The organism is Acinetobacter sp. TY2 (assembly GCF_046269225.1).
Taxonomy (GTDB): Bacteria; Pseudomonadota; Gammaproteobacteria; order Pseudomonadales; family Moraxellaceae; genus Acinetobacter.
In genome coordinates this window covers 62,460-76,855 of the sequence record NZ_JBJZOR010000005.1, presented here as the reverse complement: position 1 = coordinate 76,855, position 14,396 = coordinate 62,460, and the positions used below count along the sequence as shown (strand labels likewise).

Genomic DNA, 14,396 nt, shown 5'->3' with positions numbered 1-14,396 from the left:
TAATTTTCTTCGTCACATTTATACAAATTACTTCTGTCTAGAGTAAAACTGTACATGAGTGAAGTTCGGCTATTTAGCTCTAAAAAATGACCTGCTACACTCAAAGCAATCTTTTTAATCAAATTTGTTCGTCATGATCGAAATCCATTCCAAACTACCTGCACAAGGCGTGACTATATTCAGCATCATGACAGCAATGGCACAACGCTTAAATGCACTCAATCTTTCTCAAGGTTTTCCTGATTTCCCTGCTCCACCAGATTTATTGCAAGGCCTCAGCCAAGCAACTTTGGATGGATATAACCAATATGCACCAGGTGATGGTTTACTCAGCTTACGTGAAGAAGTCGCTAAGCTCTTTGTTCAGCGTGACCAATTGAAGTTTGACCCTGTCACTGAAATCACCATTACCCCAGGTGCAACCATTGGTATTTTTAGTGCTATTCAAGCCATTGTACATCCAGGCGATGAAGTCATTATTTTTGACCCCAGTTATGACAGCTATTCGCCAAGTGTTCAATTGGTCGGAGCTAAAGCCGTTCACATTGCACTGAATGCACCTGAGTTTTCGGTCGATTGGAATCAAGTCAAAGATGCCATTTCTGCAAAAACACGCATGATCATTGTTAATACACCACACAATCCAACTGGAGCAATTTGGTCAAAACAAGATTGGTTAAATTTAATTGAACTGATTGAAGATAAAAATATTATTGTGTTGTCAGATGAGGTCTATGAACATTTAATTTTTGATCGTCACAAACATTATTCAGCACTCTCATTTCCTGAATTGCGCCATCGTAGTTTTGTCGTTGGCTCTTTTGGTAAAACCTTCCATGTAACAGGTTGGAAAACAGGCTACTGTGTTGCAGCACCCGAGTTAATGAAAGTCTTTCGTCAGGTTTATCAGTTTGCCAATTTTTGTGGTGTAACCCCTGTGCAAATTGCACTTGCCCAGTATATGCAACAACATCCTGAACATATCTCAGGTTTATCGAGTTTCTATCAACAAAAACGTGATTTATTTATTTCAGGTATTCAACAATCTAAATTCAGTCTACTACCTTCTTCAGGCACATTTTTCCAAAACGTTGACTATAGTGCAATTCGTCCTGATTTAAATGATGTAAACATGTGCAAATATCTCGCTGAAGAACATAAAATTGTCGCTATTCCTGTTTCCGTTTTTTATCAAAAAGCACCTGAAAATTTACGTCTCATTCGTTTTTGTTTCGCCAAAAAGAATGAAACGCTCATTCAGGCAGGTCAAATTTTGAATCAAGTATAAATCGCCCTTCATACATTATAAAATGTTCAAAAAATAAAGCCTGAGTTACCCAAATACTCAGGCTTTTTCAATGAGGTCTGTTATATTGAGAACTAGATAAAGACAACAGAATATTCAGTAGAATAACAATGCCAACGCACTCAGATATGATTCATCAACCTAAATTTTGGAAAACCTTTTTAATTTTTCTAGTTCCGCTCATCGTCACCAATATTTTACAAAACCTATCGGGCACAATTAATACCATCTATGTTGGACAAATGCTCGGTGTCGATGCCATTGCGGCTATTTCGGTATTTTTTCCTATTTTATTTGCAATGATGGCATTTGTAATTGGTCTATCTACAGGTGCAACAGTTTTAGTGGGTCAAGCATGGGGCGCACAGGACATCACGAAAGTCCGTCAAATTGTTGGTGCAACTTTATTTATGACACTAATTGGCGGAACGCTGATCGCATTTCTTGGTGTGGTATTTGCACAAAATATCTTGGCTTTACTCGGTATTGACCCTGATATTATGCATTTATCTTTGCCTTATGTTCAATGGATGTTGGCAGGTAGTCCATTCTTGTTTATTTACATCATTTACACCTCTATTTTGCGGGGTGTAGGCGATAGTACTACTCCTTTAATTGCATCAGGGTTGACTATTTTTGTTGGTTTAATTATCACACCTGTTCTGATTAAAGGGCTTTTTGGTTTTCCAAAATTGGGCATTATTGGCCCTGCGATTGCCACGACATGTGGTTTTATGAGCGTTCTATTTTTCTTATACAATTATCTAAAGCGCAAAGAACATCCTTTACGCTTATGTCCAGAATTGATTCAAAATATTCGCTATCAACCTGAACTGACTCGTTTAATTTTAAAATTAGGCATTCCAACGGGTGTACAAATGGTCACAAACTCTGTGGCTGCACTAGTGATTATTGGTCTGATCAATCAATATGGCTCGCACGCTACAGCGGCATATGGTGCAGTCAATCAGGTTTTAAATTATATTCAGTTCCCTGCGCTATCTATCTCTATTGCTGCTTCTATTTTTGCAGCACAAGCGATTGGTGCAGGTAAGTCAGATTCTCTATCTAAAGTGACACGAACGGCTTTATGGATGAATATCATTATTACAGGTAGCCTGATTACATTGGCTTATTTGTTCTCAAAATATCTTATGGCAATGTTCATTACCGATCCTGCTGTCATTGAACTTGGACAACAGTTGCTCTTTCTTGTGCTGTGGTCAATTTTATTTTTTGGTGCGAGTGCCATTTTTGCATCGATTATGCGTTCAAGTGGCACCGTTTTAATGCCCATGCTGATCAATATTTTTGCGATTGTATTGATTGAAGTTCCTTTTGCTTATTATTTTAGTAGCATCTGGGGTTTAAAGGGCATTTGGTATGCTTATGCGCTGACATTCTTTAGTATGTGTATTGCTCAGGGGCTGTACTATCAATTTGTATGGAAGAAAAAAACCGTTGAAAAATTGATTTAATATCAAATATAAATACATAAAAAATGCGAGCACATAACTCGCATTTTTTATGCCTAAACATTAAGTCTAAATTACCATGCTAAACGGTAACGCTCTAACTCATGTGCCTCAATTTCTACTGTTGACTGATCTTTAAAGTCGAGCAAAATATCATTTTTAATGGCGGAAAGTCGAAAGTCTTCTCTATGCCGTGGTCGAGCCAAATCAACATTAATAATTCGCTTAATTCGTCCTGGATGAGGTTGCATCACTACAACCCGATCTCCAAGTAAAACGGCTTCTTCTACATCATGTGTAACCAAAATTGTGGTGATTTTTTCTGAAGCCCAAATACGCTGAAGCTCTTGCTGTAAATTGGCACGAGTTAAGGCATCCAATGCACCAAAAGGCTCATCGAGTAATAAAATTTGTGGTCGATTGACAAGGCTACGAGCAATTGCAACACGTTGACTCATCCCACCAGATAACTGACTTGGATACGCCTGTTTAAATGCACTAAGTTGTACCAATTCAAGATGATAATCAATTAGTTCCTGCTTTTCTTTTTTCGATAATTTGCTGTTGTCCAATGCCAAAGCTACATTTTTTTCAACCGTCAGCCATGGAAATAAACGGTGATCTTGAAAAACAATACCTCGTTCTAAACTTGTCCCCTGAATCGCTTGACCATCAATACTTATCTTGCCGTTGTATTCACCATCTAAGCCAACCAAAAGGCGTAATAATGTTGATTTCCCACAGCCACTATTACCCACAATACTAATAAATTCACCGGGTTGAATATCTAAATTAATGTGTTCTAATACTTTCAGCGGCTCGCCTTTGTTCGGAAAATATTTGTCTAATTGCTGAATTTGAACATGCCCAGCTATTTTTACGTGTTGATTCATTTGATCTATTTACTCACTTTTACCCATATTCACTCAAGTAATTGGGTCACATTATTTTTCTGAAGGCTGGCGCCAACGTAAATTGTAATTTTCAAAAAATTGTGCGGCTTTGGATAAAATCAATCCAATAACAGCAATCACCACCATGCCGTACAGCACAACTTCCATTTTAAATACATTCTGTCCATCTAAAATTGGGTTGACGACCCCAAGATCTGATACAAAGAAATACTCTGCGCCAACCGTCGCCATCCATGAAAAGACCAAAGCAATATTTAAACCGGCAAAAATACTTGGTGCTGCCGCAGGTAAAAGCACTTTAAAAAAACGATGTGTGGCACTCAATTGGAAAATATCGGCAACTTCATACAAGCGATGAGGTACATTTTTAATACCGTCGTAGGTATTGAAAAAGACAGGATAAAAGACCACAAGCGCGATAAAAATAACTTTAGACAATTCGCCATGACCGAACCACATAATCATCAATGGAATCCATGCAAATACAGCAACATGCTTAATGGCATTGAGCGTTGGAGAAAAGAATCGGTCTGCCCAAGTGTTTAATCCAAGTACTAGTCCTGCACTCACCCCCACCAAGCCTCCTGCAATAAAACCTGCCAAATTCCGAATCAAACTTGCTAGTACATTTTCTCTCAGCTCACCTGACTGCCACCCTTTAACGAACTCATCCCAGACCGTAGAAAGTGGAGGTAAAAATGCAGCATCAATCCATTTTTGTTGTGCCGAGACACTCCAAACCAACAATAAAATAATAGGAATGACTGCACCACGATAATCTATTTTTTTCATCGTTCATTCTCCTACTTTTGTAGATGCCAAGCCTTAAATGGACGTTGTAACAAGCTAATCAATACATCAAAGAAAAAGCCCACTAACCCAATAATCACCACTGTTGCCATCACCACATCAAGTTGAAAAATTTGACGACCATAGACCATGATGTAACCAATCCCCTCACTTGATGCCAATAACTCTACAGCCACCAAAGCTCCCCAAGCACTCGCGAGCGATAAGCGTAATCCGCCAACAAAGCTAATTAATGCACCAGGGAAAATCAGATTTTTAAACTTTGACCACACACTAAGTTGATAGACATCTGCTACTTCTGTCAGTGAAGATGGAATATTGCGTACACCTTTATAAATATTGACTGTCATGGGTAACAACGCTGCTTTTGCAATCAAAATAACCTTTAAGGCTTCATCAATTCCGACCACTAAAACCAGTAATGGAATCCATCCCACTACTGGGACAAGATTTAATATTTTAAAAATTGGCCATACATAGGCTTCAATTGTTTTCGATAAGCCCATACCTAAGCCAAGAAATATAGCTATCGTAATGCCTGCACCAAAACCATAAAGAATACGAACGAGACTTACGCTTAAATTGCTCCACAACTCTCCACTGCTATAAAGATCTTGTAGTGCTATCCACACCGCTTGTGGCGCAGGGAGGAGAAGTGGATTGACCCAACTTTTTTCGACAGCAACATACCAAAGTAATAAAATGCTTAATGGAAAAATCCCTCCAATAATCCATTTCACTGCTTGGCTTGTTTTTAAAAAATCAATAATGCCTAACGTTCTAGCTTGCCTATCTAAACCTACAACAGTTTCTATAGGCTTCAATGCAATCTCCTCTGACATACTCACACTCCCTTTTCAGCACACTGCTTATTTGGTTGCCCAAAAATTCTGCAAGTTCAGTGTTTTCAATGCATTATTGACATATTTTGGTTCAACCCACTGATCAACATTAAAATCACCACGAATTAGTTTTAAATCCTGACCTGCTTTTAGTTTTTGTTTAATCAGTGAGATACTCGCCTGATTAAATACAGGTGCACTATGAAGCTTTAAATCTACACCTGTATTGGCTTTGACAAAGGCGTTATACGGTAGTCCTGACTTCGCCCAAAGCTTAAATAATGCATCTTTATTGGCAGGGTTACTCTCCCATGCAGCTTGCTTGACCAAAACATTCACTACTCTTTGTACAGTTTCAGGATACTTCTGTTCAAACTTTGAATTAACCAGAATATAGCCCGAACTTTGATACAAGTTTGGTTCTTGCTTAGTTGAATAAATAATTTTGGCAATACCACGATCAACGACTGGGAAAATGGATTGATTGGTATAAAGACCATCAATATCCCCACTTGCCAATGCCGAATAACCGACAGGACCATCCATATTGACAAAACGGAAATCCTTTTCAGTAAAGCCATGCTTTTTAATGACATTATTAATAGCTAAATGGACACTTGTACCTTTAAAGAAACCAATCCGTTTCCCTTTAAGATCTGCCCAAGACTTCGCTGTTGAACCTGTTGGAACAGCCAAGTAGGTATTATCTTCACTTCCGCCAATGGCAATCAGTTTCGTATCTAAACGGCTTGCTTTACCAATTAACGCAGGTAGGTCTCCAAGCCAAGTAATATCGACTAGACCATTGGCATAAGATTCATTAATTGCAGGCCCTGCACCCTTAAAATTGTTCCATTGCACCTTAATGCCATCTTTTTGAAATTCCTTTTCAAGTAAGCCTAAAGTTTGTGTTGTTGCATAATAATTACCATAAGGCACAGGACGATTTCCTGTTCCAACCAAAGGTGATGCTAAACGAATCACAGTCGGTTTTGCTTCAGCAGCAACAGTCTGTAAAGATGGAATCCATGTTGCTGTTAAAAGTACGCCAGAGATAAAAACTTGAGTAAAAGAGCGCATCAAAAATTCCTCTAAATTATAAAATAAGGGTTAAAATCCAAACTGAAATTGCGCAACAACTTCATTATATTTTTGGTTGAAAATTTCGTTATTGACATGGTTTAAGTTCAATTGGAACTTGGTAGTTTCTGCAAAAAATGCATTTAAACCCAATGAATGGATATCAATCTGTTGATTCGTTAAGTCTTTATCTCGATCAATGGTGTCGTAACGATAAAATGCTTGATAAGACTTCGGCCACCAATCGTCATAGCGCCCTTGATTTCGGAAACCTTTGACAAATTGTTCACCTAAATTCCAGAACAATGTTCCTGTCTGTGACTCACTTTTGCGGTTACGAGTCTGTTGCTGACCAATATAAGTATCATCTTCACCTTTGACATATTCGTACGTCACACCAAAAGGGTGATGGTTATAATAAACATCAAAGCCTTGACGTAAAATATCGCCTTTACCTGCAAATGCCGCACTATTACCATTGATATCAAATAAGTTACTTTTCCCTTGATACCAAGACAAACCAAAGCTCAATTCGCGTAACCATGAGTTATATTCTGCTGGCACGGTATAACGCAGACGTCCAATAAAATTCTTATCATCGTTGTCATCAGACTTATTTGCACCATTACCATTGACTACACCAAAAGCATAAGTCAATAAAGGTGAACGATAGTTATACCCATAATCCACAGTTGGAAATGCATCACCACGCACCACAAGACCTACTTCACGTAGTGCTAAACCGTAACCATATCCAGGTAAACTAAACAGTGCATTATTGATGGTTGGTTTTAAATCTTCTGTTGCTTGAACTTCCTGACCAAAAGGTAATAACTGTTGCCCAAGCGTCACCGATAAGCGTCCTGTATCCTGACTTAAAGTCGGTAAAACGTTATAAATCAATTGTGCATCGAGTAAATTTAAATAACTATTATTGGTTCCAGACTGCGGTGATGTACCAAAACGTAAATTAAAGTCGAGGTTTTTACCCTCTTCATAATCTCTAAATAAATTCCCAGTAAAGCCGACTTGCACTGCCCCTAAGTCAAAGGATGAACGACGATGATTCACCGCTGAACCTGTATTTAGACCTGTCGGTGGTGTGGTTTGTGGTTCATCAAGATAAGATGCTTTGGTCTGTACAACCCCATTTATTTGCAATTGGCGTGCAGATAATGCTGTTTTAGTATCTCGTTCACGTTGTACCTGATATTTAAAGTTTTCAAGATCACTTTGTAAGCCTTGAACATCAGCTTGAGTCGCAAAACCTTGACTTCCCTCTTCACCATCTACATTTTGCGCGAGTTCACCATCAATACTTTCTGAAACAATCGTTTCTTCAACAGTACCCTTTCGTACTTGAGTATCAGATACCTGCCCATTTTCTTGTTGTGATTTGAGTTGATTGAGTTCAGTTTTCAACAGATTTAATGATTTTTCTAACTGACTAACCTGTTGTTGTAGCTGATTTACATCTGGTGCTGCATGTGCCAATGCAATACTGGCACTTAGTAATGAAAATGTCGCTAGACTTTGTCGAATGTGTTGCTTCATGAATCGAACCACCTACAGTTTTGCAAGCGATACATCGGTTGATTTAATCAACACAATGACCTGACTGCCAATTTGTAAGTCCAATTGTTCGACTGAACGTGTGGTAATAACTGAAGTAAAAATACCGGATGCCGTAACAACATCGACTTCAGAAACAACATCACCTTTAATAATTTCTTGAATTGTGCCTTTTAACTGATTTCGCACATTAATAGATTGGATAGTCAACTGAATAATTCCTATAAAATAACTTAGAATTAATACTGCCTAAAATTTATAATAATCAAAAATAATATAATCATCTTTTTATATCTTATTTTATAAAATAAAAAATTAGACTTCAGAAATACGACTCTCTATATATTTTAAATCATGAATAATAATATTTTCATACTGCCAAAAAACGACATTTAAATTAACTAATTTTTTAATCTCTTTATTAATCGTTTGCCTTGATGAAGATAATAAGTCAGCAAGGTCATGTTGTGAAATTTTGAGCTTTATTTCCAAACCATCTGGATGTGAAACACCATACTGCTGTACAAGTTTCCATAAGACATGACAAACTTTTTGATGCAAATTTGCCACCTGTGAAAATTTAATTTCATGCAATAATGCATACATCCTTTGTGAGAGTATCTGCAATACATCTTGATATAAGGTATTGTTATTATTTAATTCGTTCTGAATAATATGACGAGGAACAACCAAAACTCGAACTAGATTAAAAGCATAATAATCGTAATCAATTTTTTGCTGATTTAAACAAGGCAATAGATTAATGACGTTCTGTTCTGAATAATAATTAAAGGCATGAAAACGCCCCAATGGGCTTAAATAGCCAATTTGAATAATTCCATCAATCAAGATATACAACGCATCTGTGCAATTATCCTTACTTAATATTAATTCTCCTTTTTGATGTTTTTTAGTATACGACTTGGTTATTATATTATCCAATCGATTATTAGATATATTTTTAAAGACATTCCTTAAAACACATACATTATCATTTAATGAAAAATCATAAAATTCCATAAATCCACCTTATATTTATCAATATAATATTAGATGGAATATGGAAATTACTCGAATCATTTATTATTCATAAAATATCAATTTTTATGCAAAGCCTTAAATATTGTTTATAAAAAATATACTTTACGAAACTTTTTCATAAAAGCTTTCTTCACCATAATTTAAATGTGAAATATCACGTTTCACCTCTTGCTTTAATGCTTTACTCGGTTGACCGTCAGCACCTACAGGAATATCACCTTCTAAAGTCACACGGCGCACCACACGATGTTGATCGCCATAATCATTGATAGCACGATGTTGTGTCGCACGGTTATCCCAAATAGCAACATCACCTGCTTCCCAACGCCAACGTACAATATTTTCAAGTTTTAAAATATGACTCTGAAATAAATCAAATAATTTACGTGAATCTGTCGAGTTATAGCCCACAAAACTTTTAAAGAAATGCCCTAACAATAAGGTTTTTTCACCTGTTTCAGGATGCACACGCACCAAAGGATGCTCTGTTTCATACTCAGTTGCTGTAAAAATTTCACGATATTTTTCACGTTGTTCCGTGGTGATACTTGCTGATGCTGCATAGTCATAACTATTGCTATGCACTGCCCTTAAAGAATCAGCAAGTACTTTAAGTGATTCAGGTAAGTGTTCATACGCAGCTGTCGTATTTGCCCAAACCGTATCACCACCGACTTCAGGGGCAATGACGCTACGTAAAATTGAAGCTTTAGGGTAATTTTCAATAAAAGTAATATCGGTATGCCACGTATCTGCACGACCACCACGAGAGTCCAATTCTAAAATATGGTTTGAACCCTTTTTAGTGGGTACCGTTGGGTGATTCAATGGTGTCCCTAGACGAGCAGCGAAGGCTTCTTGTCCAATGTCATCTAGCTGATGCTGACCTTTAAAAAAAATCGTTTTATATTGTAATAGCGCTTGATTGATTTCATTGACCACATCCTCAACAAGATTCGATGATAAATCTACTCCTGAAATTTCAGCGCCAATACGCCCACCAATCGGTTTTACTATAATGTGTTGATAGTTATAACTCATTTTTTATTCCTCAATTGTCATTTTGCTTCTATGCGTCAAAGTGCATATCCATGATTTGATAATGAAGAATCTGTTTATGCAAATCTGTCAAAAAATTGACATTTTTTTTCTGCATTTCTGATAAAGAAAAAATTAAAAAGAATATAAGTACAAAAAAACCCGCTTAAGCGAGTTTTTTATTTTAAAAAATTAATTACATATAAATTATTTAGGCTCTAATCTTTTACTTAACTTGGTTGCCATTGCAGTAATACGTTGGTAACCCGTTGGTAAAACACGTTGAATAAGATCGAGTGTTTTCGCATCATTACCAATCAACAAACGACGTTTGTTTTTCAACACTGCATCTAAAATTTGTTGTGCTGCTTCTTCAGCAGGCATACGCAATAATTTATTGAATGCTTTAGCCGATTTTTCAGGATTCATGCCCATTGATTTGATGCTATCACTCATACGTGCATCATTGGCAATATTGGTACGAATACCTCCTGGATGTACACTAAGCGCACTCACACCACTATTTTCAATGTCTAATTCTTGACGCAAAGATTCAGTAAAACCACGCACCGCAAACTTAGTTGAGTTATATGCAGATTGAGTTGGCTGAGCGGTTAATCCAAATAAACTTGAGGTATTGATGATGTGACCTTCACCTGTTTTTTTCAAATACGGAAGAAATTCTTTTGTACCGTACACTACGCCCCAGTAGTTAATACCCATGATCCATTCAAGGTCTTCATAATTTGAACCTTCAACTGTTGAGCCCAATGCAACACCAGCATTGTTAAAAATCATATTCACAGAACCATGATTTTGTACTGTTTCTTCAGCCCAAGTACGCACTTCTTCAAGTTTAGCAACATTGACTTTTTTAGACGTTACACGAACATTATAAGGTTTCACCAATTCTACAGTTTCAGCTAAACCCTTTTCATTTACATCACTAAGCGATACATGACAGCCTGCTTTCGCCAAGAGTACAGCAAGCTGCTGTCCCATACCTGAGCCCGCACCTGTGATTGCCGCAACTTTGTTTTTAAAATTTTTCATTTTTTGTCCTTTTTAGTCAACCACACAGATTTTGAAGCTGCGTAGTACGTGTTTATTACTATAAATTTGACAATACATATTGTCAATATACAATACTGATGATTCATACCCAAAAACGATATAAATATATTCATCGGCTTCAATGCTGTTTATTGGTAAAATCCACTTTTGCACGGTTAACTTGGCTTCTATTCTTATGACATACGTAGACTCAAATACAGAGATACACCCTGACGCACAGGCAAAACCTGTCAAAAAAATCATTAAAGAACGTCAGTTTAAAGGCATGTCACTCACTGAGCGTAAACAAGCACGTCGTGAAAAACTCATTGAAGCGGGCATTGAAGCCTACGGCACACATGGCTTTTTTTCGGTAACTGTTAAAGATATTTGTATAGAAGCGAAGCTAACTGAACGCTATTTTTATGAATCCTTTAAACGCAGTGAAGATTTGTTTCAAACTATTTTTCTCAAATTGATTGATCAAATGCAAAAAACACTGCTTACAGGCGTAATGAAAGCCTCTCCTAATCCTGAAAAAATGGTGCATTCAGGTTTAACCTCACTCTTTAAAATGCTCAAAGATGATCCACGCACTGCACGTATTATTTATATCGATGCTATGCTCGTTCAAGAACTGCATAACCAAGCAACTATTCATGAAACGATGACTCAATTTGATCGTATGATTCATGCTTTTGTAAGTTTGATGATGCCCAATATTTCTCGTTCTGAACAAGAGATTTCATGGGTTGCCACAGGACTGAATGGCTATGTCACCCAAATTGCAGTACGCTGGGTTATGGGAGGGTTTAAACAATCCCTTGAAGATGTCGTCATGGCATGTGAAACCGTATTTTTGTCATTATTAAATACATTTTCGAGTAAATAATTGAAAAAATTTACAAAATAGGTATTTTTTCCAAAAAAAATTAGATCAATAAGTATTTTTTATTGATCTAATAAATATATGATTATATTGATGATGTAAAAAAATTGTCACAAATCTTTGCTAAAAAATGCAGATATGATTTTTTTTGCAATGATACTGTCACAATTAAACCTTGTAATAAGCCTGTCATAAATAAAAACGGTCAACCGTTTCATTAATAGGGTATTGCGTTGTGAAAGATGACTATATTTTAATCGTCGATGACGAACTTCCGATCAGGGAAATGATCCATACCTCATTGGATATGGCTGGATTTCAGTGTTTACAAGCTGAAGATGCAAAACAAGCGCATCAAATGATTGTCGATCAACGTCCATCTCTGATTCTGCTAGATTGGATGATGCCTGGTGGTGTCAGTGGTGTAGACTTGTGTCGTCGCCTTAAACGTGATGAAAATCTAGCAGAAATCCCTGTGATCATGCTGACTGCACGTGGTGAAGAAGACCATAAAGTACAAGGTCTTGATGCAGGTGCAGATGACTACATGACCAAACCATTTTCAACCCGTGAATTGGTGTCACGTATTAAAGCGGTACTACGCCGTGCCAATGCGCTTAGCGGTGAAAAAACCATTGATGCCAATGGATTGATTCTTGATCCTGTCAGCCAACGTGTCAGCTTTAGTGATCATATTTTAGAGATGGGACCAACCGAATACCGTCTACTTGCCTTTTTTATGACCCATCCTGAACGTGCCTATACTCGTGCTCAATTGCTCGACCAAGTATGGGGTGGCAATGTGTATATTGAAGACCGTACCATTGATGTTCATATTCGTCGTTTGCGTAAAGTGCTTGAACCTTTTGCAGCAGACCGTTATGTTCAGACCGTTCGTGGCACAGGTTACCGTTTTTCGACCCGTGCCGATGTCGCTTTAGGCTAACACTTTTCAGGTAATTTTTTGTTTTATGTATGAACCCTACCCCGTCCCTGATCTTGCAAATGAATATAAAAAGTTTCGTTATAGTAGCTTATGGGCATTTGCAAAACAGGACTTAAAATTACTGGTCTTTTTACTGGTCATTGCCTGTTTTATTGGATTAGGTGCTGGGTATTTTTGGATCTGTATTAGCCTCGCATTTGTAGTCTTTTTTACCATCCAATTGCATTCGTTATATTTAGTCAATGATTGGATTTCCAACCGCCCTTATGATTCTCCACCCAATTTAAACGGGATTTGGGGCGCTTTACTGTTCAATGTATATCGAGCGCAGCGTCAGGAACGAATTGTACAAGCTGAAATGGTCGGACTCATTGACCGTGCGCAATCATCCTTAGTTGCACTTGCTGAAGCTGTTGTTCTGACGGATGAACTTCATCAAATTGAATGGTGGAATCCTGCTGCGGAAAAACTCCTCGGCATTCAACCGATTGATCGTGGTCGCAATATTTTGACCATTATTCGCCAACCCATTTTTATTGAATATTTCAACAATATTGACCAATCACCTGATGGCATTAAAATCAAATCATCCGTGTTTGATGAACATTATGTACAAATTAAATTAACTCGTTTTGGCAGTGAAAGTCGCCTTGTCGTAGCTTACGATGTGACACGCATGCATAATCTTGAGCAAATGCGTAAAGACTTTGTGGACAATATTTCTCATGAACTACGCACACCACTCACTGTACTGAGTGGTTATATTGAAACATTCACCGATCAAGAAGATTTAAACCCGCGTTGGAAACGTGCATTTGAGCAAATGCAGTCTCAAACACGGCGTATGAATGCTTTGGTCAATGATTTACTGTTACTTTCTCGCTTGGAAGGTAATAAACAAATTGCCAAAAACCAAATCATTGAAATGCCAAGCTTAATGAATCAATTGTTTGATGATGCACAAGCATACAATGTTGATTATGGACATACGCTCAATTTGGATATTGACAGCCATTGTGACTTAATTGGTTCGGATATTGAGCTTGCAAGTGCGTTTAGCAATCTGATCAGTAATGCGATTAAATACACGCCTAAAGGCGGTACAGTGACAATCGGATGGCATGATGATGGTGAGCATGGCTACTTTACAGTAGAAGATACTGGCATCGGTATTGATCCTAAACATTTACCACGATTGACTGAGCGTTTTTATCGTGTCGATAGCGCTCGTAGTCGTCAAACAGGTGGAACAGGCTTAGGGCTCGCAATTGTGAAACACGTTCTAATGCAACACAATGCTTATTTGGAAATTGATTCTGAAGAAAACAAAGGTTCAACTTTCCGTGTGGTTTTTCCCAAAGAACGTTTATATATGCATGAATAACAAAATAAAAAAATAAATATCATATAGTTAATAAAAAATCCCGCTA

General features: G+C 37.4%; 14 protein-coding genes. 5 read left to right on the top strand and 9 right to left on the bottom strand.

All coding sequences use genetic code 11. From position 1 onward, the window contains the following. Positions 1 to 133: 133 nt before the first annotated feature. Both ACK1JC_RS04475 and ACK1JC_RS04470 read left to right on the top strand, forming a co-directional pair. The gene (locus ACK1JC_RS04475; RefSeq protein WP_409510661.1) at positions 134 to 1,288 is read left to right on the top strand and encodes a methionine aminotransferase; all 1,155 of its coding nucleotides are present in this window, start codon (positions 134 to 136) and stop codon (positions 1,286 to 1,288) included. 128 nt (positions 1,289 to 1,416) lie between these two features. Next, on the top strand, positions 1,417 to 2,784 hold the full coding sequence (locus ACK1JC_RS04470) for an MATE family efflux transporter (RefSeq protein ID WP_409510660.1): 1,368 nt from the start codon (positions 1,417 to 1,419) through the stop codon (positions 2,782 to 2,784). A 71-nt stretch (positions 2,785 to 2,855) separates the two neighbouring features. On the opposite strand, the gene ACK1JC_RS04465 is transcribed toward ACK1JC_RS04470, so the two are convergent. The 9 genes from ACK1JC_RS04465 to ACK1JC_RS04425 all read right to left on the bottom strand — a co-directional run bounded on the left by ACK1JC_RS04465 (position 2,856) and on the right by ACK1JC_RS04425 (position 11,131). Next, complete coding sequence (locus tag ACK1JC_RS04465) at positions 2,856 to 3,674, bottom strand: ABC transporter ATP-binding protein (protein ID WP_409510659.1); 819 nt, start codon at positions 3,672 to 3,674, stop codon at positions 2,856 to 2,858. A gap of 51 nt (positions 3,675 to 3,725) precedes the next feature. Continuing rightward, entirely contained in the window at positions 3,726 to 4,487 is a 762-nt protein-coding gene (locus ACK1JC_RS04460; protein ID WP_409510658.1) for an ABC transporter permease, read from the bottom strand. A gap of 11 nt (positions 4,488 to 4,498) precedes the next feature. Next, positions 4,499 to 5,347, bottom strand: a complete 849-nt coding sequence (locus tag ACK1JC_RS04455) for an ABC transporter permease (RefSeq protein ID WP_409510657.1) — start codon at positions 5,345 to 5,347, stop codon at positions 4,499 to 4,501. Positions 5,348 to 5,374: 27 nt separating this feature from the next. Then, on the bottom strand, positions 5,375 to 6,427 hold the full coding sequence (locus tag ACK1JC_RS04450) for an ABC transporter substrate-binding protein (RefSeq protein ID WP_409510656.1): 1,053 nt from the start codon (positions 6,425 to 6,427) through the stop codon (positions 5,375 to 5,377). 30 nt (positions 6,428 to 6,457) lie between these two features. After that, positions 6,458 to 7,981: a hypothetical protein gene (locus ACK1JC_RS04445; protein ID WP_409510655.1), complete on the bottom strand. Its 1,524-nt coding sequence runs from the start codon at positions 7,979 to 7,981 to the stop codon at positions 6,458 to 6,460. 12 nt (positions 7,982 to 7,993) lie between these two features. Further along, complete coding sequence (locus ACK1JC_RS04440) at positions 7,994 to 8,209, bottom strand: molybdopterin-binding protein (RefSeq protein WP_409510654.1); 216 nt, start codon at positions 8,207 to 8,209, stop codon at positions 7,994 to 7,996. A gap of 105 nt (positions 8,210 to 8,314) precedes the next feature. Next, the gene (locus tag ACK1JC_RS04435) at positions 8,315 to 9,019 is read right to left on the bottom strand and encodes a Crp/Fnr family transcriptional regulator (protein WP_409510653.1); all 705 of its coding nucleotides are present in this window, start codon (positions 9,017 to 9,019) and stop codon (positions 8,315 to 8,317) included. Between the two features lie 123 nt (positions 9,020 to 9,142). Beyond that, positions 9,143 to 10,081: a TauD/TfdA dioxygenase family protein gene (locus ACK1JC_RS04430; RefSeq protein ID WP_409510652.1), complete on the bottom strand. Its 939-nt coding sequence runs from the start codon at positions 10,079 to 10,081 to the stop codon at positions 9,143 to 9,145. Between the two features lie 204 nt (positions 10,082 to 10,285). Further along, positions 10,286 to 11,131 (bottom strand): SDR family NAD(P)-dependent oxidoreductase, encoded by an 846-nt coding sequence (locus ACK1JC_RS04425; protein WP_409510651.1) that lies wholly within the window; start codon positions 11,129 to 11,131, stop codon positions 10,286 to 10,288. Positions 11,132 to 11,327: 196 nt separating this feature from the next. Here ACK1JC_RS04425 and ACK1JC_RS04420 point away from each other — a divergent pair, with 196 nt between their 5' ends. The 3 genes from ACK1JC_RS04420 (at position 11,328) to phoR (ending at position 14,350) form a co-directional block, all read left to right on the top strand. After that, a complete protein-coding gene (locus tag ACK1JC_RS04420; RefSeq protein WP_409510650.1) occupies positions 11,328 to 12,023 on the top strand; it encodes a TetR/AcrR family transcriptional regulator in 696 nt (231 codons plus the stop codon). A 232-nt stretch (positions 12,024 to 12,255) separates the two neighbouring features. Beyond that, positions 12,256 to 12,966, top strand: a complete 711-nt coding sequence (gene phoB, locus ACK1JC_RS04415) for a phosphate regulon transcriptional regulator PhoB (RefSeq protein WP_409510649.1) — start codon at positions 12,256 to 12,258, stop codon at positions 12,964 to 12,966. Positions 12,967 to 12,991: 25 nt separating this feature from the next. Next, complete coding sequence (gene phoR / locus ACK1JC_RS04410; RefSeq protein WP_409510648.1) at positions 12,992 to 14,350, top strand: phosphate regulon sensor histidine kinase PhoR; 1,359 nt, start codon at positions 12,992 to 12,994, stop codon at positions 14,348 to 14,350. The last annotated feature ends 46 nt before the right edge of the window (positions 14,351 to 14,396 follow it).

What these genes read in the sequence shown, in the direction of transcription:
- ACK1JC_RS04450 (WP_409510656.1), bottom strand. Translation starts at nt 6,427, where the DNA reads ATGCGCTCTTTTACTCAAGTTTTTATCTCTGGCGTACTTTTAACAGCA.
- ACK1JC_RS04470 (WP_409510660.1), top strand. Translation starts at nt 1,417, where the DNA reads ATGCCAACGCACTCAGATATGATTCATCAACCTAAATTTTGGAAAACC.
- ACK1JC_RS04445 (WP_409510655.1), bottom strand. Translation starts at nt 7,981, where the DNA reads ATGAAGCAACACATTCGACAAAGTCTAGCGACATTTTCATTACTAAGT.
- phoR (WP_409510648.1), top strand. Translation starts at nt 12,992, where the DNA reads ATGTATGAACCCTACCCCGTCCCTGATCTTGCAAATGAATATAAAAAG.
- ACK1JC_RS04460 (WP_409510658.1), bottom strand. Translation starts at nt 4,487, where the DNA reads ATGAAAAAAATAGATTATCGTGGTGCAGTCATTCCTATTATTTTATTG.
- ACK1JC_RS04430 (WP_409510652.1), bottom strand. Translation starts at nt 10,081, where the DNA reads ATGAGTTATAACTATCAACACATTATAGTAAAACCGATTGGTGGGCGT.
- ACK1JC_RS04465 (WP_409510659.1), bottom strand. Translation starts at nt 3,674, where the DNA reads ATGAATCAACACGTAAAAATAGCTGGGCATGTTCAAATTCAGCAATTA.
- ACK1JC_RS04435 (WP_409510653.1), bottom strand. Translation starts at nt 9,019, where the DNA reads ATGGAATTTTATGATTTTTCATTAAATGATAATGTATGTGTTTTAAGG.
- ACK1JC_RS04425 (WP_409510651.1), bottom strand. Translation starts at nt 11,131, where the DNA reads ATGAAAAATTTTAAAAACAAAGTTGCGGCAATCACAGGTGCGGGCTCA.
- ACK1JC_RS04455 (WP_409510657.1), bottom strand. Translation starts at nt 5,347, where the DNA reads ATGTCAGAGGAGATTGCATTGAAGCCTATAGAAACTGTTGTAGGTTTA.
- ACK1JC_RS04475 (WP_409510661.1), top strand. Translation starts at nt 134, where the DNA reads ATGATCGAAATCCATTCCAAACTACCTGCACAAGGCGTGACTATATTC.
- ACK1JC_RS04420 (WP_409510650.1), top strand. Translation starts at nt 11,328, where the DNA reads ATGACATACGTAGACTCAAATACAGAGATACACCCTGACGCACAGGCA.